This window comes from Bacillus sp. NEAU-242-2 (genome assembly GCF_027853835.1).
Taxonomy (GTDB): Bacteria; Bacillota; Bacilli; order Bacillales; family Bacillaceae; genus Bacillus; species Bacillus velezensis.
Genome location: NZ_JAPNNY010000005.1, coordinates 78959 through 100137, shown reverse-complemented (window position 1 = coordinate 100137; position 21179 = coordinate 78959). Strand labels below are relative to the sequence as shown.

Genomic DNA, 21179 nt, shown 5'->3' with positions numbered 1-21179 from the left:
CAGTATGATACAAAAAAACCATTGTGTTCACACCTAAAAACGATACAATGGGAAACAGATGTAAATTGAAGGAGAGAGTTTTTTGAAACATACGGAAATACTTTGGGATGAGGCGAAGGATTTTATTGATGTCTGCTATCACGAACTCGGAATGGAATCGCAAATCAACGCGCGACTGCACGCGATAAAAGATGAGATAGAGCGGACGGGAAGTTACGTCCATACGGCGGAAGAGCTTGAACACGGGGCGAAAATGGCGTGGCGCAACAGCAACCGCTGTATCGGGCGTCTGTTCTGGCAATCGCTGAACGTCATTGACCGGCGCAATGTGAACACGAAAGAAGAGGTGCGTGACGCATTATTTGAACATATTGAAATCGCCACGAACGGCGGAAAAATTAAACCGACGATTACGATTTTCCCTCCTGAGAAGAACGGGGAGAAACAAGTGGAAATCTGGAATCACCAGCTCATCCGCTATGCGGGATATGAGACTGAAAAAGGAAGAGTCGGTGATCCGGCATCATATGAGCTGACGGCTGTCTGCGAAAAACTCGGCTGGCGCGGAAAGCGGACCGATTTTGATATTCTGCCGCTGCTTTTCCGGATGAAAGGGGACGGGCAGCCGGTCTGGTATGACCTGCCTCAGACGCTCGTGAAAGAAGTGCCGATCACTCATCCGGATATTGAAGAGTTTGCCGATTTAAATCTCAGATGGTACGGGGTTCCGATTATCGCCGATATGAGGCTTGAAATCGGCGGACTGTCGTACAACGCGGCGCCTTTTAACGGATGGTATATGGGAACCGAAATCGGCGCAAGGAATCTTGCTGACGAAAAGCGGTATGATATGCTCAAAAAAGCCGCTTCGGTCATGGGGATTTCCGCCAGCCTGAATACTGACCTGTGGAAAGATCAGGTGCTGGTGGAACTGAATAAGGCAGTGCTCTATTCATACAAAAAACACGGTGTCAGCATTGTCGATCACCATACGGCCGCGAATCAATTTAAGCGCTTTGAAGAACAGGAACAAGACGCGGGCAGAAAGCTGACGGGCGACTGGACCTGGCTGATTCCGCCGATCTCGCCGGCTTCCACCCACATTTTTCATAAATCATATGACGATACGATTGTGAAGCCGAATTATTTTTATCAGGACAAGCCTTATCAGTAACTGATGGAAAAGGTGCGGTACCCTTTCAGACGGTGTGATTCTTCGATGGTTACGTTTGTGACATTTGAGAAGGGGCTGCCTTTTCTGACCGCTTCGGCAAATTGTTTTAACGACTCTTCAGGGCCTTCGGCAAGGATTTCCACCCGGCCGTCATCACGGTTTTTTACCCAGCCGGCTACCTTATGTCTGTCGGCTTCCATCTGGACGAAGTAGCGAAAACCTACGCCCTGAACCCGGCCGTCTGCAATCATATGATACTGAAGCATGGAAAAACCACCTTTTTCTTACTATGATAAAGGAAAGATAGGATATTTCGCAAAGGATGTGAACGAGGTGACGCAAGACTATTCTGTCTTATCTATCAATCTCGGAAAGCCCGCAATTCATGAATTTGCCGGCAGACAAATCAATTCCGGCATCATCAAGCGGCCCGCAGATTCTCCCGTCATGCTGTATAAAACCCATTTTGACGGGGACGGGCAGGCTGATCTGAAGCATCACGGAGGTCCCGATAAAGCGGTGTGCGTGTATCCCGCCGAGCATTATTCATATTGGGAAACAACGCTCGCGAGAAAACTTCCCGCCGCCGCGTTCGGAGAGAATGTAACGGTCAAAGGACTGGCCGAACAAGACGTGTGGATCGGAGACGTCTTTCAGCTGGGGGAAGCCGTCGTTCAAGTAAGCCAGCCGCGCCAGCCCTGCGTCAAACTCGCGCTCAAATATGGCATCAAAGATATGGTGCTCCGTGTACAGCAGACGGGATTTACCGGCTTTTATTTCAGGGTGCTTGAAGAAGGATATGTCGATCCGCGTCCCGTCCTCAAGCGTCTGTCGAGAGGCAAAGAAAGCATTTCCGTCTGGTATGCGAACGAAGTGAAATACCGTGATTCAGGCAATCTGTCAGCGATTGAAGAAATACTGCGGGAAGAAGCGCTGTCAGAAAGCTGGAGGGAGTCCTTCCTTAAAAAAAGGGACAGGCTCACTAATGTATAGAAAAAAAGCCGTGCTGCACTGACAGCACGGCTGATTTACGTTATGCTTGTTTCTTTGTTTCCAGCAGATTGGCAAGGAAGTACTTTTTGAAGCTTTGAAGCTTTCTTCCTTCATAGTGGGTAATTCCTTTTTTCTTTAACTCTTCTACATACCAGCCTTTACTGCCATAATGCATGTCAGAAAACTCCTTTCTCCGTTCTCCCGCTGGGGAGAGTTTCTTCAGTTTTTGCCAAACTTTTGGCATTGTAACATCTATAAAAAGACGCTGAAAAGGGATAACGCAAAAACTGAGCCTTTCGATTCAGAGATGTAAAGCTTTCTTACATATATATGTAAAGGGCGGTCTTTTCATGCTTAATGGCCGGTTAATTTTAACAGCACTGTTCCGAGTGTCATGATTCCGAAAACGACGCCGAAATAAATCAGCATCCCCTTCTTTTTCTTCACCCCGTAAACGGTAAGAATGATGCTTTCAATAAAGAAAATAAACCCGAAGATAATAAACCACATGTTGAAAAATGGCTCCTTTCACAGACATATGTCCAGTGTAGCACAACTCTTATAACGGAGCATAAAAAAGCCGGGCACTGTATCAGTGTCCGGCAAGTTTGACGAGAAGCTGGGCCAAATGCTGTTTTTCATTGTCATCCGCAATGTCCCACAGTTCTTGTAAAAGTTTTTCTTCCGCATTGCGGGGCTCCTCGTGTTTGGCGAGATAGTCCCCGAGGATGGCGGCGCTTTTAATGATTTTGCTGTCATCCAGACCCAGTTTTTTTCCGGCGGAAATTTTCTGATGAAGGTACGCCTTAAATTCCTCGAAATCCTCTAAAATCTGCTGTTTCGTTACGCCGTGCATGGCGTGTATTTCGTTTTCGATTTTGATTTTTTCTTTATCTTTTTTCATGCGTCTCCCTCCTTCGGGTTAGTTGTTGTATACCTGTTCGGGAGGGAGATGAAACATTACAATGCAGTTAAAATAATCGGTTTGTCTTTTGTGATCACGATGGTGTGTTCCACTTGGGCGACAAGGCTTTTATCCGGCGTTTTATACGTCCAGCCGTCTCCCGCTTCAACAATCGTTTCCGCTTTCGTGGAAATAAACGGCTCAAGCGCGATCACGGTTCCGTTTTTAAACAGCGCGTTATCAAACGGATCGTAGTAATTCATGATGTGGTTCGGCGCTTCATGGAGGTTTCTGCCGATTCCGTGGCCCGTCAGCGTTTTAATGACGGTAAATCCGTTGGAGCGGGCCTCATGGTAGACGGCTCTGCCGATCTGGTTTTGACGTTTGCCGGCTTTTGCCTGATCCAATCCTTTCTGAAATGCGGATGCTGCGCAGTTACAAAGCTTTTGCAGACGTTCATCGCCTTCTCCGAGCACAAATGAAATGCCCGTATCGGAATAAAAACCGCCGAACTCCGCCGAAATATCGATATTGACAAGATCTCCGGCTTTTAAGATTTTAGAGGCGCTCGGAATGCCGTGAGCGACTTCGTCATTTACGCTGATGCATGTCACGCCCGGGAAATCGTATTCCTTCTCCGGAGCAGAAGCGGCTCCGTGCTCGTCAAGCACCGCCTTTCCGATCAGGTCAAGATCTTTCGTGCTCATGCCGGGCTCGGCTTTTTTCTTCATTTCTTCACGCGCCAGCGCGACGATTCTGCCGATTTTTTTAAGGCCTTCTAATTCTTGATCGTTCGTTACAATCATTGTCATTCCCGCTTTCTATTTTTAATCATCTGATTCAAGCTTACCACAACTGGTTTATAAATAGAAAACCAACAAGCCTTATGTGAATAAATGAAGGAAAATTGGTATAGATCACTAGATAACTTATGTGGTATATTTAAGAAAAAAGAAGGGGGATGGGTAAAATGCTTCAATTTTTGCAAAAACTCGGAAAGTCTTTTATGCTTCCGATTGCCGTTCTGCCCGCCGTTGGTATTATTTTGGCCATCGGCAGAGAGGACTTATTAAATATTCCGTTCATTTACGCGGCGGGGACCTCGGTATTTGATCATCTGCCGCTGATTTTCGCGATCGGAATCGCGATCGGGATTTCGAAAGACAGCAACGGGGCCGCCGCTCTGTCGGGAGCCATTTCTTATATCATGCTGGACGCGGCTGTAAAATCAATCAATTCGACAAATAATATGGCCGTTTTCGGAGGGATTATCGCGGGGTTAATTGCGGGATACACGTATAATCGCTTTAAGGATACGAAGTTGCCCGAATATCTCGGGTTTTTTAGCGGGCGCAGGCTCGTTCCGATTGTAACGGCGCTGATTACCATTATTTTGGCGGGGATCTTCGGATTTGTGTGGCCGCCGATTCAGTCGGTGATTACGTCCTTCGGGGAATGGATGATCGGGCTTGGCGGGATCGGCGCCGGGATTTACGGGATTTTTAACCGGCTTTTGATTCCATTCGGTCTTCATCATGTGCTGAATAATATTTTTTGGTTCCAGTTTGGCGATTTTCACGGAAAAACGGGAGATCTGGCCCGCTTCTTTGCGAAGGATCCGACGGCGGGGACTTATATGACGGGATTCTTCCCGATTATGATGTTCGGGCTTCCGGCCGCATGTCTGGCAATGATTGCCGCGGCTAAGCCAAGTAAGCGCAAAGCGACGGCCGGAATGATGATCGGTCTCGCGCTGACGGCATTTATTACCGGAATTACAGAGCCGATTGAATTTGCATTTATGTTTTTATCACCGCTTTTGTACGGGGTTCATGCTATATTAACCGGGTTCTCTTTATTTATCGTGAATGTTCTCGGAATCAGGTCAGGTTTTTCATTCTCGGCGGGGGCGATCGATTATCTCCTCAGCTACGGCATTGCCGAAAAACCGCTTTTGCTGCTCGTTGTCGGGCTTTGTTATGCGGTGATCTATTTTGTCGTCTTTTATATGCTCATCAAAACGTTAAACTTGAAAACGCCGGGACGGGAAGATGATGAGGAAGAGGAAGAAGTGCTTAGTGAAGATACGGCCGGTTCCGTCGAAGAACATGCCATGCTCAAGGGGCTCGGCGGCAGGCAAAACCTCGAAACGATTGATCACTGTGCGACCCGCCTCAGGCTGACCGTGCAGGATACGTCTCTCATTAATGAGGCGGCGCTTAAAAAAGCGGGAGCAAAAGGGGTTATCAAAACGGGGAATAAAACGGCGCAGGTCATTATCGGGCCGAACGTCGAATTTGTCGCGGAAGAGCTGAGAGAGGCCGTCCGCCTTGACGATCAGAAGCAGACTTGAAAAATCCGGATCACCTATGTGATCCGGATTTTTTTGAACATATATCAAGTTTCACATAATGTACAAAAAACAATGTTTCCTTCTATGTTAAGATTCATGTAGAACAAGTATGGAGATGATGTAAGGTGACATGGATTGCAGTTGTTTCAATTGTTGTCATAAGCCTGATTAAGATTGTGCTGACATGCCTTCCTACCGGAGCGGTGGAATGGATCCTCCGCAAGTTTGAAACCCATTCAAAGCTCAGTGACGAGTCCGCTGCCGTTTCCCTCGGCGGAAAACGTCTGGAAGGCGAAGACAAACGACGGGTGATTGATGATTTTAACGAAGCCGTGTTTATCGAACGGCATTATATATACCCAGGGGATGAAGAGCGTTATCTTCATCCGCAAAACGGAGCCGATCCGCTTGTCATTAAGACGAGAAAAGGAAAAAAAGATGTGACGGTGTTTGTATACAGCTACGAAGATCATGTAGATGTCGTCAAGCAGCAGAAAAAGAAAGTCGTCGCTTATTCAGTTCTTTCCGACAGCCTGCAAAAGCGCACTATGGCCGCCGCCGGGAGCTGAACATAAAAAAGCCAGATCATATCAATGATCTGGCTTTTGTTTATTCTTTTTGATCGTCTGCTGAGGAATCTTCACGCTTCGTATAATCGAATTGTGACGGATCCACTTTCTTGAAGCCTTTCGGCTGATAGAAACGAAGCAGATCGCCGTTGATGATCTTATCAGACATTTCAAGCTCAGTCTTGACGAGAGAGTCTTCTTTTTTGTCGACTTCTGAATCATCTAAAAGTCTTCCGGTTTTCGTATCGTAATACTTGCCGGACACTTTCGTATAGTTCGGCGAGATGAAGTCTCCGTTACGGAACGGAATGACTTCTCTGTGCTCTTTCGATAAGATATCAGAACCTGACATGAGATAATCTTTCGTATCGACGCCGAGCAGATGAAGAACGGTCGGCGCGACATCGACTTCACCGGCAAATTTATGATTGCGGCCGCCTTTCACGCCGGGAGCGTGGATAAAGAGCGGCACCCGCTGAAGCTGGGCATTGTCGTATTCAGTGATCTCATCTTTGCCGAGCACTTTCGCCATCGCTTTATTATGGTTTTCGGAGATGCCGTAGTGGTCTCCGTACATCACGATAATCGACTTATCGTACAGGCCGTCTTTTTTCAGGTCATTAAAGAACTGTTCGATTGATTCATCCAGATAGTTCGCGGACTGGAAGTAATTATTGACGACTGAATCGCCAAAGTCTCCCGCCGGGAAGTCCGTGTCTTCTTTATCCATTCCGAACGGGAAGTGGTTGGACAGCGTAATGAACTTCGTATAGAACGGCTGCGGCAGACTCTTTAAGAGCGGCATGGATTCTTTGAAATACGGTTTGTCTTTCATGCCATAGTTTTTCGTGTTTTCTTCGCTCATGTCATAATAAGCGGAATCGAAAAACTTATCGATGCCTTCCGATTTGTACATTTCGTTACGGTTCCAGAAAGTCTGCGTATTTCCGTGGAAAGCGGCAGACGTGTACTTTTTGCCTTTTAAGATCGCAGGAACGGACTGCAGCGTGTTTTGCGCTTTATTGACGAAAACCGAACCTTGCGAAAGCGGGTACAGAGAGTTCTCCATCATAAATTCCGCATCAGATGTTTTACCTTGTCCCGTTTGGTGGAAAAAGTTATCAAAGTAGAATGTTTGATTATCGTGCGCCAGTTTGTTTAAAAACGGCGTCACTTCCTTGCCGTTAATTTTGTAATCAATGATAAAGGATTGCAGAGACTCTAATGAGACGTAGATGACGTTTTTTCCTTCGGCTTTTCCGAAGTAGACGTTATTCGGCACGTCATAGTTGGCCTTCATATAGTTTTCCACATCCGTTACATCGCTTGAATCGGCAAGCGCGCGCTGGCTGTTTGATTTCACATTCTGCACGGCATCGTAAATCGTAAAGTTGTACGTGCCGAGGTATTTCACCAGATAGTTTCGGTCAAATGAGCGTGTCAAAAGCTCAGGACGGTCTGATTCCGCGACGGCGAGGTTGATCAGGAACACAAGCACGGCGGAAGCCAAAACGATTCTGAATGATTTCTTCGCCGGTTTTTCAGCCGGTTTTTTCATCTTAAGGGCCAAAATAATCAAAATGACGGTATCCAGGAAGTAGAAGGCGTCTGTCCATCTCATTAACGAGAACGCGCTGTCTCCGAGCTGGCCGCCGTTTGTCTTTGCCTGCATCATGACCGGGATGGTAATGAAATCATTAAAGAATCTATAATAGACGATGTTTGCAAAAAGCAAAAAAGACAATATAAAATGAATCACAATAATGGCTGTCTGCTGTAATTTTTTCTTGAAAAGAAGCCCAAATCCAAGAAAGAACAAGCTGGAGCTCAGCGGATTCACAAAAAGCAATATTTTCTGGATCGTGTTGTCTATGCCGAGGTTAAAGTTTAAAATATAAGCGACATATGTTTTCACCCACAATAACACGACCGCTATCAAGAAGAAGGCAAGTCCTCTTTCTTTTATAAATGTTTTCATTGTTACACTCCTTTTTTCCGATCACGGTTTACACGGAACGATAGAAAAAACGAACGTAATCAATATACCATGAAACCAGCAAATAGAAAAGGTGGAAAAGGCTCATCGGAAAAAGGGCGAAAAACGCTGTCGCAACAGCGGTTCATCTGTTGAATGACAGCTTTAAAAAACATAAATGGCACAAACTGGGATGTGAATTTCCGTATGATCACACCCGGTTCTATTGAAAAAAGAGGTGAACAGTGATGGATATTGCCCATATCGTGGCTGAAGATAAAATCAAGCGCGCCATTAAGGATGGAGAGTTCGCCGGCATCAAAGGAATGGGAAAGCCCCTGCCGAAAGACGATGCCGCACATCTTCCGGAGTCGCTCAGAATGGGCTACCGCATATTAAAAAACGCCGGGATCGCCGAGGATGAGGGCGCGCTGAAGAAAGAGCTGATGACGCTCGATTATTTGATCGCCAAGTGCCGCAATGAACAGGAGCGGGATCACCTGCGGAACAAACGGACGGAAAAACAAGTCAGACTCGACAAACTGACGGAGGAGAAAGCCATGTTCTCAAAACCCGCATCTTCTCATTATAAGGAGAAAGTGTACAGACGGCTGGGCCGCCCGTAAGCCGGCTCTTTAGATTTTTTTCTGAAAAGGAATGTGCTCCATAAGGCGCGGGTAGGAAATGTGGAGCAGGCCGTTTACGCACTGCGCCTGTAACAGGTGGGGCTCAGCCGGTTCAGGAAGCTCAATCGTCTCATCGATTTCCCCGTAATACCGGTTTTGGCAGACGCCCATGTTCTTCGGAAAAAGGGGTGTGATGTTTCCTCTTATATGCAGCCGTGTTCTTGACAGCAGCCTCAATGTCAATTCTTCTTCGTAAACGCCGGGCATTTCCACAATGACAAATGTGTGCTGTTCATCCTGATAAATATCATAAGTCAGGGTGTTTTTTTGTAAGGAGAAAAAATCTTCGGGAGATTTCCGTTTCAGGACATTGGTCCAAAAGTCGCTGGGCTTGTGCTCGTTCGTAATCTCAAGCCACTTTCTCATTTTTTCGATATCCACCTCGGCAGAACCTCCCTATATTTGATTTGCGATCGGCATTGAAGGGTTGGCGATCTGATCCTGATCGCTCACGTCAGGGTCAAGATGGCCCGAATTCAAACATCCGGCGGCCGGCGAAAAATCCCCTAAAGAAAAGTTCGCGCCGACAAATTTGCTGTTGGCGGTGTGGCTGTTTTGTACGGTCTGACCGATATCGACGTTTCCGTTTTGCGTTGCTCCGTTTACTTTTATATTGACGACGTTAATTTGGTAAGGCATTCATAAAAACCCCTTTAATCTATAATGGGCGGCACCGGCGTAATATTTGCGGTATCTGCGGTTCCGATGGCTGTCTGGTCGTTGACATCAGGATCATTTAACAAGTTCTCCATCATCGATTCTATAGGTGACGTATCGCCGAATGAAGAGTTCAGTCCTTGTGATTTGTTATTTGTGGTGGGACTGTTGTATGCCGCTTCCCCAATCGTAATAGATCCGTTGCCAGAAATACTGTTAATCTTCAAATAGTACAGGTTGATAACAGTGGATGGCATCTCTTCACACCTCTTTAACTTAGTTGTACAGTACTGTATGCTTTTTGTGCTCCTGTTGTGAATTTCGCCCGGACATGTTCCCGACCAAACAAGAAGTCAAGGCCCGGTTCCGGCGGGGCTTTTTTTGTTTCAGGGTCTTTCGCAGTATATTTGTGATGAAAGCGCTATAAAAATAGATTGACGACATGTATATACATCATTACAATAGAGTCGTAAACATGTATATACAAGTTTTTTTGAGACAAAATGAAAACGGTTACGGAGGGGTTGGCATGGGTGAGTTTAACCGGGCTGCGCGGCAGATCGCTGAAGCTGTCGGCGGAATTGAAAATATTGAGGCGGCGACTCATTGTGTGACGCGTTTGCGGTTTGCATTAATAGATGAAACCAAGGTAAACCAAAAAATGCTTGATGCAATAGACATTGTCAAAGGATCTTTTGCGGTAAACGGGCAGTTTCAAGTCGTGATCGGGCAGGGGACGGTCAACAAAGTATATGCGGAATTAGTGAAGGAAACGGGGATGGGTGAAGCGTCCAAGGATGACGTGAAGAAGGCGGCAGCGCAAAAAATGAATCCTTTGCAGCGTGCTGTGAAAACGCTTGCGGACATCTTTATTCCGATCTTGCCGGCGATCGTTACGGCCGGGCTTTTAATGGGTCTGAACAATATCTTAACGGCGGAAGGCATTTTCTACAGCACGAAATCGATTGTCCAAGTGTATCCGCAATGGGCGGATCTTGCCAATATGATTAATCTGATCGCAGGGACGGCCTTCGCTTTTCTGCCGGCTTTAATCGGCTGGTCGGCAGTGAAGCGGTTCGGAGGAAGCCCGCTTTTGGGCATCGTGCTCGGGCTGATGCTGGTGCATCCTGATCTGTTAAACGCATGGGGCTACGGGGCCGCCGAGCAGAGCGGCGATATTCCGGTGTGGAACCTGTTCGGCCTTGAGGTGCAGAAAGTCGGGTATCAAGGTCAGGTGCTTCCGATTCTGCTGGCGTCTTATTTACTTGCCAGGCTTGAGCTCTTTTTGACGAAACGGACGCCGGAGGGCATTCAGCTGTTGGTCGTCGCGCCGGTGACGCTTTTGGTCATCGGTTTTCTATCCTTTGTTATCATCGGTCCGATCACCTTTGCGATCGGTAACGCGCTGACGGCGGGATTGATTGCCGTTTTCGGCCAATTCTCCGCCATCGGAGGCCTGCTGTACGGAGGGCTGTATTCGGCGCTTGTGATCACGGGGATGCATCATACGTTTCTCGCGGTCGATCTTCAATTAATCGGATCAAAGCTCGGCGGCACATTTTTATGGCCGATGCTCGCATTGTCAAATATCGCTCAAGGATCGGCGGCTCTGGCCATGATGCTGATTACAAAAGATAAAAAACAGCGGGGGCTTTCACTGACGGCCGGCATTTCCGCATATTTGGGCATTACAGAGCCGGCGATTTTCGGCGTGAATCTGCGTTACAAATTTCCGTTTGTGATCGCCATGATCAGTTCGGGGATCGCGGGGATGTTCATCTCCGTCAAAGGCGTTCTCGCAAGCTCGGTCGGAGTCGGCGGCGTGCCGGGGATCTTCTCCATTATGAGCCGGTACTGGGGTCCGTTTGCGATCGGAATGCTGATCGTGCTGATTCTCCCGTTTGCGGGAACATACGGGTATGCGCGGCTGAAACGGCAAAAATAGAAAAACTGCGGGGCGCCTTCTAACAGGCTGTCCCTTTTCCCTTTCAATTCAAAACAATACAGGCGGTGAAGAAAAATGAAAACAGACAGCACACCATGGTGGAAAAAGGCAGCGGTATATCAAATTTATCCGAAGAGCTTTAATGATACGACGGGAAACGGGATCGGTGATCTGAACGGTATTATCGAGAAGCTTGATTATTTGCAGAAGCTTTTGATTGATGTCATTTGGCTTACGCCGATTTACGATTCGCCGCAGAATGACAACGGTTATGACATTCGCGATTACTGCACCATTTATGAAGAATACGGAACGATGGAGGATTTTGAACGCCTTCTTGATGAAGCGCACAAAAGAGGAATCAAGGTCGTCATGGATCTTGTCGTAAACCATACATCAGTCGAGCATCAGTGGTTCAAAGAAGCGGTTTCGTCACCCGACAGTCCGTATCGGGATTTTTACATTTGGAAAGACGGAAAGGAAGACGGCCGGGCGCCGAACAACTGGGAATCAAAATTCGGCGGTTCCGCTTGGGAGCTCGACCCGGCGTCAGGCCAGCACTATCTGCATTTATTCGATGTGTCGCAGGCCGATTTGAACTGGGAAAATGAAGAGATGAGAAAACAGGTTTACGACATGATGCATTTTTGGTTCCGAAAAGGGATCGACGGCTTCCGGCTGGATGTGATCAACCTCATTTCTAAAGACCAATCGTTTCCTGATGCCGAGGATGGCCGTGACGGGCGCCCTTATTATACGGACGGGCCGCGCGTGCACGAATTTCTTCATGAGATGAACCGGGAAGTGTTTTCGAAATATGACAGCATGACGGTCGGTGAAATGTCTTCGACAACGGCTGACCACTGCATCCGGTACACAAACCCTGAAAATAAAGAACTCGATATGACCTTTAACTTTCATCATTTAAAAGTGGATTATCCGAATGGTGAAAAATGGGCACTCGCTCCGTTTGATTTTCTGAAGCTGAAACGGATTTTAGCGTTTTGGCAGACGGAGATGCAAAACGGCGGAGGCTGGAACGCATTATTCTGGTGCAACCATGACCAGCCGCGGGCCGTATCCAGATACGGAGACGATGGCGTATACCGGACGAAATCAGCCAAAATGCTGGCGGCGGCCATTCATATGATGCAGGGCACGCCTTACATTTATCAAGGTGAGGAGATCGGCATGGGCAATCCGAAGTTCGATGACATCGGCTCATACCGCGATGTCGAATCACTGAACATTTACAAAAAGATGAAGGAAGAAGGCGTGTCAGAAAAAGACATTATCGCCATTTTAAAAGAGAAATCAAGAGACAATGCAAGAACCCCCGTTCAATGGAACAGCGGACCGCACGGCGGCTTCACGACGGGAACGCCTTGGATTCCGGCGGCGGATGATTATCGGGACATTAACGCGGAAGCGGCTTTGCGGGACCCGGATTCAATTTTCTACCATTATCAGAAGCTCATCAAGCTCAGAAAGGAATATGACATCGTGACTGAAGGAACGTTTGAGCTGCTTGCTGAAGATGATCCGGCGGTTCTGGCGTACGTCAGACACGGCAAGGATGAAAAACTTCTGTGCATCAACAACTTCTACGGGAAAGAAGCGGACTTTACGGTTCCGCTTAAAGACACGGACGGCTGGCGGTTTACGGTGCTGCTGACGAATGATGAACCGAGGGAAGGGCGGCCGGAACGATTGACGCTCCGTCCGTATGAATCGATCGTTTATCATCTGACAAAAGCGTGATACACTAATCTGGGTGGTCATGAATGAAAGTGAATAAATATATCACAATCTATAAAGATATGGTGCGGCAGATTGAAAGCGGCCAGCGGAAGGCTGAAGACGTTCTTCCGTCTGAAAATGATTTGTGCGATCAATACGGCACATCACGAGAAACCGTCCGTAAAGCGCTCAATATGCTGGCGCAAAACGGCTACATCCAGAAAATCAAAGGCAAAGGCTCCGTCATATTAGACAGAGAAAAAATGCGCTTTCCCGTCTCAGGCCTGATCAGCTTCAAAGAGCTTTCGGAAACGCTCGGAAAAGAGACGAGAACGGAGGTTCACCGTCTCGGGCTGATCCTGCCTCCCTCAGAAGCCGCAAAAGAGCTTGGTACAGAAGCGGATGAAAAGGTGTGGGAAGTCGTCAGATCAAGACGGATTGACGGAGAACATATTATTTTGGACAAGGATTATTTTGTGAAAAAACATGTGCCTCAATTGACGAAGGCGATTTGCGAAGATTCGATCTATGAGTATCTCGAAGGAGAGCTCGGCCTGTCCATCAGCTACGCGCAAAAGGAAATTGTCGTGGAGCCGGCGGGGGAGGAAGACCGGAAGTATTTGGATCTCAGCGGGTTCAGCCATATGGCGGTCGTGAAAAACCGCGTCTTTTTGGAGGATACCAGACTCTTCCAATATACGGAAAGCCGGCACAGGCTCGATAAATTCCGTTTCGTCGACTTTGCGAGAAGAGAAAAATAAAAACGGACTGCCGCGGCAGCCCGTTTTTTTGTCAGTATCAAAATGAATACTATCCAACAAAAATGTGCGTACTGGTACTTTCAAAAATAATGGCTACAATAGTACATAACGAGATGAAAAGGAGAGATCATGAATGTCAGATAAAAAACAGCAGATCATCGAAGCGTATCAATTCAGACACGCCACAAAGGAATTTGATCCTGAGAAAAAAATTTCAGAAAGCGATTTTGAATTCATTTTAGAAACGGGAAGATTATCCCCAAGCTCACTCGGTTTGGAGCCTTGGAAATTTGTCGTCGTTCAAAATCCGGAGCTTCGTGAAAAACTCCGCGAGTTCACATGGGGGGCGCAAAAGCAGCTGCCGACCGCAAGCCATTTCGTACTTCTGCTTGCCCGGACGGCAAAGGATATCCGTTTTGACGCCGATTATGTCAAAAATCACTTGCGGGAAGTCAAAAAAATGCCGGAAGATATGTATGAAGGCTATATCAGCAAAACGGAAGAATTCCAGAAAAATGATTTCAATCTGCTTGAATCAGATCGCGCGCTGTTTGACTGGGCATCCAAACAGACTTACATCGCCCTCGGCAATATGATGACAGCCGCTGCGCAGATCGGCATCGATTCCTGTCCTGTTGAAGGCTTCAACTATAAAGAAATCCACCGGATTCTTGAAGAAGAAGGGCTTCTGGAAAACGGAAGTTTCGACATCTCTGTCATGGCCGCATTCGGCTACCGTGTCAGAGAACCGCGCCCGAAAACAAGATCTGCCTCAAAAGACGTTGTAAAGTGGGTATAAGATAAAAAAAGCTGCCGGGCGTGTCCCGGCAGCTTTTACTGTTTATTTGGTTTTGCTAAAAAACAGGCGGTGATCCAGGACGTAACGGGAATGATGATGCCGATCCCGATTCCGGCGCAAAGAATGGTGACGGCTTCCGCACTGAATACTTTTGAGTTCACTATTTTTTCAGCTGAGTATGATAAGTCTTTAAACCAGATAATTAAAGCCAAATAGCTGCCGAAAAAAGCAAAGAATAACGTATTCGTATTCGTTCCTAAAATATCTCTCCCGATGCTTAATCCGAATGTGTACAGTTCTTTTCTGCTCATGGACGGATTATGACTGTAAATTTCCCGCATGGGTGAAGTAATGGAAATCGCGACATCGGTAATCGCCCCAATCGTGCCCATGATGATCATAGCTGCGGTAACCTTTACAAAATCCACCCCGACAAACAGTGTGAATATGCCGATATCCCCCAATTCTTCTTCACCGAATCCCTGAATCGAAGTATGTTTTGTTACGGCCATAATAAAAAACAGCAGCAATGCAATGGTCAGCATTGCAGAAATAAAGGCGGTTACGGTTTTGACGTTTCCTCCATTAATATAAAAAAGAGTAATGCTGCAAATCACGGCGGAAGAGAGCAATGTTAAAACAATCGGATTGATATGCGGGTCTGTCATGAAAATAATGGTGAGAAAGAGAACACCGAAATTTAAGAATAACGCAATAAAAGACCTCGCTCCTTTTTTTCCGCCGATGATGACCATTAATAGAAATAAAATCGCCGCGAGAATTACGATGACATTCATGAGCTTGCCTTCTTTCGTTTAATAAAAAAGACAGAAGCATACAGACTGGCGGGTATGGTTAATACAATTCCGATCCCCCCGGCCAATGCTCTGGCTATTTCCAAGGAAATGTTCATAGAAAGAGTGAATCCTATCGGGGAATCATTTTTCAAATACAAAAGCATCATCGGAATAGAGCCGCTTATATAAGCAAAAAACAGAATGTTGGTCATCGCCCCCATGATGTCTTTTCCGATCTCCATCCCGGAACGTCTGAGAGCTTGTAATGAGATACCCTTGTTTTCTTCATATAATCCGAAGACAGATGACGTCATGGTAATGGCCACATCCATGACCGCTCCCAGTGATCCGATAAATACCCCGGCCATAAACACCGTGTGATAAGGGCGGGTTAAATACTGCATTTCCTCATATCTGAGACCTTTCTCTCCGGTTGCCAGCATTACCAGATACGTAATCAGCAGGGAAACGAACGTGCCTGCGAGTGTCGCGGCTATGGCGGCGTATGTTTTCGCGTGAAAACCGCTGACAAGCAGCAATGAGATGACAGTAAAGATGAGAATACAGATACCGCAGATGAAAATTAACCCTATATTAGGATGCTTCCTGTACAAATCTAATGCAAACGACAGTAAAACGGCATTAAACATCAGGCTGACGATCGAAAAGAAGCCTTGTTTTTTGCCGACGATAAGCAAGGTGAAGATGAAAACCCAAGCGATCAGCAAAATCTGTTTATCCCGTTTTTTATCTATAATGCTTCCCGATATATCTTTGTTTGATGGTTTCCCTTTATCAATAGAAACGAATACTTCATCGCCAATCGAATATTTCTGATCATTCGCTCCGGATAAAGAATACTGATTGGACAAATGAATGAGCTGTCCTTTCTGACTTCCGTTTTCAAGTCTGGCTGTGATCGTCTGAGTGAAAATCTTATCTTTGTTTTTATGCATGTCCTGTACGTCAGACTGATGTTCCAATGTTGTTTTCGTCACTTTGGCAATCGGCCGCTCATAAAAAGAAGCGTTGTGAGTGACAAAAATGAGCGAGCTGATAAAACAAAGCGCTGTTATCACGTAAAACAGCTTTTTCTTGTAAGACATGCGGTTTCGTTTGTTTCCTGTAATCTTCAAAAAAAGTCCTCCAAACAGGCGGCGCCGTGTGAAAGAGAGGCCCTGCCGTGAAGTGTTAAACGATGCGGATGCAGTCTTTCGCGAATAACGTTCATATTTTATCACTCGGCCATACGGCTGTCGACTCAGAGGGGGGACCGGCAGAAAAAGCTCTCCTGATATCAGATCAGGAGAGCTTTTGGGATGAACCGCCCGATAAAAGCGGTATTTTTATGCTTCGTTCACTTTTTTTGCTTTTCTTCTTTGGTACAGATACAGTGCCGTTCCGAGCGCGCTGATGAGTAACCCGGCAAGAAGGATGGAATACATCGTTGTGGCCGTATCAGGAAGCAGGCCGCCCGGCGATACTCCGTCCTGCGCAGGGCCGGATGACGGTTTTTGTCCGCTTGGCTGCTTTCCGGAGCCATGATCGCCGCTTGTCGGCGGCGCGCTCTTCGTGTTTGCGTTTAATATGGTGTATTCACTGAAATGATTTGTATAGCCCGTGACGAGATCGTGTGAAACCGAACCGTTGTCTGTTTTTGTATAGACGTTCTTTTTCCGGTCTACATGATAAATGCCGGGCTGTTTCGCCTTTTTCATATTCTCAATGCGCAGGGTGAGCTTTACCGGCGCATTGAATGTTTTGATGTCTTTGTTTTTCTGCTTCATTGTAAAGTCGTATACATTTGAAAGCGCCCCGCTAACTTTTCCTTTCGGCGTCACACCGAATCGTGTATCAGCTGAAGCAGCGTTTGCCATCGGCATTTTCATGTTGAACTTGTCATGCAGGATCGTAAGGGAAGAATCCGATGTTCTGTCCTTTAACAGGCCGATTTGTTTTTTGGTCACGCTGAGATCAATCGGCTTTTTGGCGCCGTCATTCTTATCGTAATACACGATCGGCGTGTTGGCGTTTTTGGCATAGACGGCAAATGCGCTGTCATCTTCAAGCGTCCACGAATCGTTTTTTTGTCTCGTCGGCAGGTACACTTCCTGCGCGCGGCCGTCAACTTTCGGTTCCACCGCTTTTCCCGCTTTTTCAAGCTGCTCAACGAAGACCTCATAGTCGGCAAAGCCAAGGTCTTCTTTATGGGACGCTTCGTTAAAGACGGAATATCCGTCTCCGCCTTCACCGACAAAGTTACTGGTGGCGACTCTGTATGTCTTCTTATCAGAAATCGGCTTTACACTGCCGTCATCCTGTACGGTCGCAGCTTGAAGAACGCGGTGTCCCGGCTTTTTATTCAGTGTAAACGTGTATGTTAAACCGGCAACTTGAGGGAAGGCGCCGCCTTGAGCTTCAATTCCGCTTAATCCTTGTTCCAGGGCTTGTTTGATCTGTTTTCCGGTTAAATCCGCGACGTAAAGCGTGTTGCCGAACGGCATTACATTCAGCACGTCGCCGAGTGTGATGTCTCCTTTATCAATGCCCGCGCGGATGCCGCCCCCGTTTGTGATCGCGATTTGGGCGCCGGCCGCTTCCTTCGCTTTTTGCAGCATGCCGTCCGCGATGAAGTTTCCGAGATTGGTTTCTTTGGAGCGGACATGCTCGCGCTGGCCGTCAAGTGCGACCTTCGTTGAACCGACTTTTTCATTTTTAACTGAGACGAGCTCTTTTTTAAACGGATCAAGCTCTTTTTTCAGATCCGGGTCTTCTTTCGTCTGCTCATTCACCGGTAGCGCTTGAAGAGAGGATTGTTCCGGCAGGACGACGCCGTTTTTGTCAAATGCGACATCGACACGGCCTAAATATTCGCCGTATTCTTTTGCCTGGGCGACGATGGTCGGCTCTTCGTTTTTGACAATTTCCATTTTATCTACAAGCGTATGCGTATGTCCGCCGACGATTAAGTCGATGCCTTTTACCTTTTTGGCGAGATCGAGATCACGCTGATGCCCGATATGGGTCAGGGCGATAATTTTATTGACATGTTCCTTGTTCTGTATTTCTTTTACCGTATCTTGTGCGGATTGGAAGGCATCATGAAAGACAATGCTTTTTCCCGGGCTTGATGTGACGGACGTATCTTCTGTCGTCAAGCCGAATACGGCGACTTTTTCTCCGTTTACATCAAGCAGAATATATGGATAGATGCCTGCTTTTTTCTTTTTCCCTGCCGTAAATGTGTCTGCTTTTTTCATGAATGGTCTCAGTTTTGACTCTTTGGCCACATCGACATTTGAACTGACGAGCGGAAAGTCAGGCGCTTGAAAATTGTATTTCCCGGATGGGTCAGACGCGCTCCCGTTACCGCTCAGGAAGCTGGCGAGAGCACCCGGACCTTTATCAAACTCATGATTTCCGAAGGTCATTGCGTCGTAGCCCATGCTGTTCATCAATTTTAAATCAGCCAGCCCCTGCCACTTTGTGAAATAGAGATCGCCTGAGAAAACGTCTCCCGCATCCAGCAAAATGCTGCGGTCGGTTTCGCTTCTGATTTCTTTAATTTTCGTCATCCGCCTCGCCGCGTTATCAAGGTGGGCGTGCGTGTCATTTGTATGCATAACGGTGAGTTTCCATGCGTCATCTTTCGGCGGATCTGTGCCCGGTTCATCATCTTTGAATTGGAGCTTGTACTGTCCGTAGCCCGCGTTTTGTGATTCACCGATATAGGCGACGTCATCTGCGCGGTCGGCAAACGGCTTTGCGGCCAAGGAAGATTCAAATGTCAGGTTTGTCCCTTTGACCGGAAGGATGGACCAGTTATGATCAGCCTGCGGATTAATCGTTTTCTGCTGGATGATGTAATCCATTAAGACCTGCCTGTTCTCATCGGCAGAAGAGTATACGATTTTATCATTGCTTAAGTGAGGGAATCCTCCGCCGCCTGAAGCGCGGTAATTATTTGTGACGATCAGAAATTCCTGCTTGGCGCTGACGGGCTTTCCTTGATAAGAAAGGTTGACGATCCGGCTTGCATCGGGATGAATGACTGTTCCGTTTTCGTTGTATTTCGCCGGTTTTGTGACATCGACCTGATAGGTGACACCGTCAATGACATCAAAATTGTATGAGCGGTAGGCGTCATTTAAAAGCGCTTGGCTGCCGCCTTTTGCCTGATCGATCTGATTAAATTGCCCCGCGGACATTTCGAGCCAGTCTTTCACTTCGCTTCCGTTCAGCTTGACGATCTGAACCGTGTTGTCATACAGGTACAAATCGCCGATGTTTTTGATGGCGAGGTCGCCCGCGGAAATGTTTGTATAGTAGTTTGAGCCGTTCCGCCCGCCGGCTTTAAACGGGGCGCCCGCCGAGAGGATAGGCAGATCTTTGTACTCCGTATCCTTCATCTTATTTTCAGCGTACCATTTTTGCGCATCCGTTACGATTTGAATGGACGGATCATCTTTGACTTGGGCGAAGAAACTGTTGATATCGGCTTTTGTCTGGCCGACGGGTTCTCTGATGTATTTCAAAGTGCCTTCGTGCGCTTTTTTGACGGTATTGACGACGGTTTCGTTTTCCGAATTCACATTGCCGGCAATCGGCTCGATGCTGCCTTTTGCATCTTCCACATGCCACGCGCTGTCTGTTTTTTCAAGCCGGAGGTCGATGACGCCCGCATATTTGCCCCAGCTGCTTGACATAACAACGGGGATGCCGTTAATCGTGCCTTTATCGACGTCGAATTGAGCAGCGCCTTTGTATTCGGCATCAGGGAAAAGCCCGTGCTGATGGCCGGATACGATCGCGTCAATTCCGCTGACTTTCGTTGCCAGGTCAAAAACGGCGTTTTCCGCTCCGGAAGACTGCGCTTTTTTTTCGATGCCGCTGTGGGCGAGGGCGATGACGATATCGGCTCCTTCAGCTTTCATTTTCGGAACGGTTTTCTTTGCGGATTCCACAATGTCCTCGACCTGAACGCGGCCTTCGAGATTTTTCTTATCCCACGTCATGATCTGAGGAGGAACAAAGCCGATGTAGCCGACTTTTAGCTGATGCTTGCCGCCGTTTTCATCCGTGACGGTTTTGTCTTTTATGACATAAGGCGTATAACGGTTTTCGCCGCTTACTGTTTTCACATTAGCATTAACGATCGGATAATCAGCGCCTTTGATTGTCCCGTCCAGGAATTCAAGCCCGTAATTAAATTCATGATTGCCGAGTGTTCCTGCGTCATAATGCAGACTGTTCATCACTTCAATGATCGGATGGGTCTTTGCGCCTGAAATGATATCATTTTTCTCATATTTTACGGCGTATTCTCCGAGGGGATTCCCCTGAATCAGGTCTCCGTTATCGACAAGCACTGTATTCGGGTTTTCGCGCCTGTGCTTCTCAATAAGCTGAGCCGTTCGGGCCAGCCCGAATTCCGTTGTCGGTTTGTCGCTGTAGTAATCGTAGTCCATCATGTTAGCGTGAACGTCAGTTGTGGCTAAAATGCTGAGATTCACACTGGAGGATTTGTTTTCTTCTGCTTTAATGGGTGATGTTGGGAGGATCAGACTAAGTATCATAACTAGGGGCAGCAGAATACGGAGTGTCATATTGACGCTGCATCGTCTTTTCTGTATTCTCACCTGTTCTCCACCTTTCAACAAATTTTGTCATGCAGTACCATTGTAAGAATATTTTGTGAAAGTTTATATAGATTTCATGATGATTCTTGTGAAAAGATAAAAAATGAGGATAATGACCTATGTAAAACAGGCGGGCGGTAAACGCGTTACCTATGTTTGATGTTAGTGTGGCTGGGGTACATGGATT

General features: G+C 47.0%; 21 protein-coding genes. 9 read left to right on the top strand and 12 right to left on the bottom strand.

The annotated features are described in order from the left end of the window. The first annotated feature begins 82 nt into the window (after positions 1-82). Positions 83-1174: a nitric oxide synthase gene (gene nosA / locus OWN49_RS15500; protein WP_102421965.1), complete on the top strand. Its 1092-nt coding sequence runs from the start codon at positions 83-85 to the stop codon at positions 1172-1174. Here nosA and OWN49_RS15495 read toward each other — a convergent pair. Next, on the bottom strand, positions 1168-1440 hold the full coding sequence (locus OWN49_RS15495; protein ID WP_015417021.1) for an acylphosphatase: 273 nt from the start codon (positions 1438-1440) through the stop codon (positions 1168-1170). The two genes, nosA and OWN49_RS15495, sit on opposite strands and share 7 nt — an antisense overlap. Positions 1441-1507: 67 nt before the next feature. Between OWN49_RS15495 and OWN49_RS15490 the strand changes: the two genes are divergently transcribed. Continuing rightward, a complete protein-coding gene (locus OWN49_RS15490) occupies positions 1508-2167 on the top strand; it encodes an MOSC domain-containing protein (RefSeq protein WP_015239385.1) in 660 nt (219 codons plus the stop codon). 40 nt (positions 2168-2207) lie between these two features. On the opposite strand, the gene OWN49_RS15485 is transcribed toward OWN49_RS15490, so the two are convergent. The 4 genes from OWN49_RS15485 to map form a co-directional block, all read right to left on the bottom strand. After that, on the bottom strand, positions 2208-2342 hold the full coding sequence (locus tag OWN49_RS15485; protein ID WP_003155609.1) for a YflJ family protein: 135 nt from the start codon (positions 2340-2342) through the stop codon (positions 2208-2210). 179 nt (positions 2343-2521) lie between these two features. Further along, positions 2522-2677: a hypothetical protein gene (locus tag OWN49_RS15480; RefSeq protein WP_003155608.1), complete on the bottom strand. Its 156-nt coding sequence runs from the start codon at positions 2675-2677 to the stop codon at positions 2522-2524. An 82-nt stretch (positions 2678-2759) separates the two neighbouring features. Then, positions 2760-3071: a DUF3243 domain-containing protein gene (locus tag OWN49_RS15475; RefSeq protein WP_003155607.1), complete on the bottom strand. Its 312-nt coding sequence runs from the start codon at positions 3069-3071 to the stop codon at positions 2760-2762. Positions 3072-3127: 56 nt separating this feature from the next. After that, positions 3128-3877: a type I methionyl aminopeptidase gene (gene map, locus OWN49_RS15470; RefSeq protein WP_003155605.1), complete on the bottom strand. Its 750-nt coding sequence runs from the start codon at positions 3875-3877 to the stop codon at positions 3128-3130. A 164-nt stretch (positions 3878-4041) separates the two neighbouring features. On the opposite strand from map, the gene nagE reads away from it, so the two are divergent. Together nagE and OWN49_RS15460 are read left to right on the top strand one after the other, a co-directional pair. After that, positions 4042-5424 carry an N-acetylglucosamine-specific PTS transporter subunit IIBC gene (gene nagE, locus OWN49_RS15465; protein WP_176283191.1) on the top strand — a complete coding sequence of 461 codons (1383 nt, stop codon included), beginning with the start codon at positions 4042-4044 and terminating at the stop codon, positions 5422-5424. Positions 5425-5549: 125 nt separating this feature from the next. Further along, entirely contained in the window at positions 5550-5993 is a 444-nt protein-coding gene (locus OWN49_RS15460) for a YfmQ family protein (RefSeq protein ID WP_003155601.1), read from the top strand. A gap of 40 nt (positions 5994-6033) precedes the next feature. Here the strand turns inward: OWN49_RS15460 and OWN49_RS15455 are convergent, their stop codons facing one another. After that, positions 6034-7971 (bottom strand): LTA synthase family protein, encoded by a 1938-nt coding sequence (locus OWN49_RS15455; RefSeq protein WP_176283192.1) that lies wholly within the window; start codon positions 7969-7971, stop codon positions 6034-6036. Positions 7972-8216: 245 nt separating this feature from the next. On the opposite strand from OWN49_RS15455, the gene OWN49_RS15450 reads away from it, so the two are divergent. Continuing rightward, the gene (locus tag OWN49_RS15450; RefSeq protein WP_007610033.1) at positions 8217-8594 is read left to right on the top strand and encodes a J-domain-containing protein; all 378 of its coding nucleotides are present in this window, start codon (positions 8217-8219) and stop codon (positions 8592-8594) included. A gap of 9 nt (positions 8595-8603) precedes the next feature. Here the strand turns inward: OWN49_RS15450 and OWN49_RS15445 are convergent, their stop codons facing one another. Genes OWN49_RS15445 through OWN49_RS15435 form a run of 3 tightly spaced genes read right to left on the bottom strand, consistent with a single transcriptional unit; the run spans position 8604 to position 9568 of the window. Beyond that, a complete protein-coding gene (locus tag OWN49_RS15445) occupies positions 8604-9035 on the bottom strand; it encodes an Hsp20/alpha crystallin family protein (RefSeq protein WP_003155596.1) in 432 nt (143 codons plus the stop codon). Positions 9036-9050: 15 nt separating this feature from the next. Further along, positions 9051-9293: a spore germination protein gene (locus OWN49_RS15440; protein ID WP_003155595.1), complete on the bottom strand. Its 243-nt coding sequence runs from the start codon at positions 9291-9293 to the stop codon at positions 9051-9053. A 14-nt stretch (positions 9294-9307) separates the two neighbouring features. Continuing rightward, positions 9308-9568, bottom strand: a complete 261-nt coding sequence (locus tag OWN49_RS15435; RefSeq protein ID WP_007408496.1) for a spore germination protein — start codon at positions 9566-9568, stop codon at positions 9308-9310. A gap of 272 nt (positions 9569-9840) precedes the next feature. Here OWN49_RS15435 and treP point away from each other — a divergent pair, with 272 nt between their 5' ends. The 4 genes from treP to OWN49_RS15415 all read left to right on the top strand — a co-directional run bounded on the left by treP (position 9841) and on the right by OWN49_RS15415 (position 14556). Beyond that, entirely contained in the window at positions 9841-11256 is a 1416-nt protein-coding gene (treP, locus tag OWN49_RS15430; protein WP_020955500.1) for a PTS system trehalose-specific EIIBC component, read from the top strand. 75 nt (positions 11257-11331) lie between these two features. Continuing rightward, on the top strand, positions 11332-13017 hold the full coding sequence (treC, locus tag OWN49_RS15425) for an alpha,alpha-phosphotrehalase (RefSeq protein ID WP_072588259.1): 1686 nt from the start codon (positions 11332-11334) through the stop codon (positions 13015-13017). Between the two features lie 23 nt (positions 13018-13040). Continuing rightward, the gene (gene treR / locus OWN49_RS15420; RefSeq protein ID WP_165409755.1) at positions 13041-13757 is read left to right on the top strand and encodes a trehalose operon repressor; all 717 of its coding nucleotides are present in this window, start codon (positions 13041-13043) and stop codon (positions 13755-13757) included. 133 nt (positions 13758-13890) lie between these two features. Further along, positions 13891-14556 (top strand): NAD(P)H-dependent oxidoreductase, encoded by a 666-nt coding sequence (locus OWN49_RS15415; protein WP_031378881.1) that lies wholly within the window; start codon positions 13891-13893, stop codon positions 14554-14556. A gap of 35 nt (positions 14557-14591) precedes the next feature. Here OWN49_RS15415 and OWN49_RS15410 read toward each other — a convergent pair whose 3' ends face one another. The 3 genes from OWN49_RS15410 to OWN49_RS15400 all read right to left on the bottom strand — a co-directional run bounded on the left by OWN49_RS15410 (position 14592) and on the right by OWN49_RS15400 (position 20992). Continuing rightward, the gene (locus tag OWN49_RS15410; protein WP_076851432.1) at positions 14592-15353 is read right to left on the bottom strand and encodes a YibE/F family protein; all 762 of its coding nucleotides are present in this window, start codon (positions 15351-15353) and stop codon (positions 14592-14594) included. Then, entirely contained in the window at positions 15350-16489 is a 1140-nt protein-coding gene (locus OWN49_RS15405; protein ID WP_176283193.1) for a YibE/F family protein, read from the bottom strand. Before OWN49_RS15405 ends, OWN49_RS15410 begins: the two co-directional genes overlap by 4 nt. A 210-nt stretch (positions 16490-16699) precedes the next feature. Next, positions 16700-20992 (bottom strand): multifunctional 2',3'-cyclic-nucleotide 2'-phosphodiesterase/3'-nucleotidase/5'-nucleotidase, encoded by a 4293-nt coding sequence (locus OWN49_RS15400; protein ID WP_176283194.1) that lies wholly within the window; start codon positions 20990-20992, stop codon positions 16700-16702. Between the last annotated feature and the right edge of the window lie 187 nt (positions 20993-21179).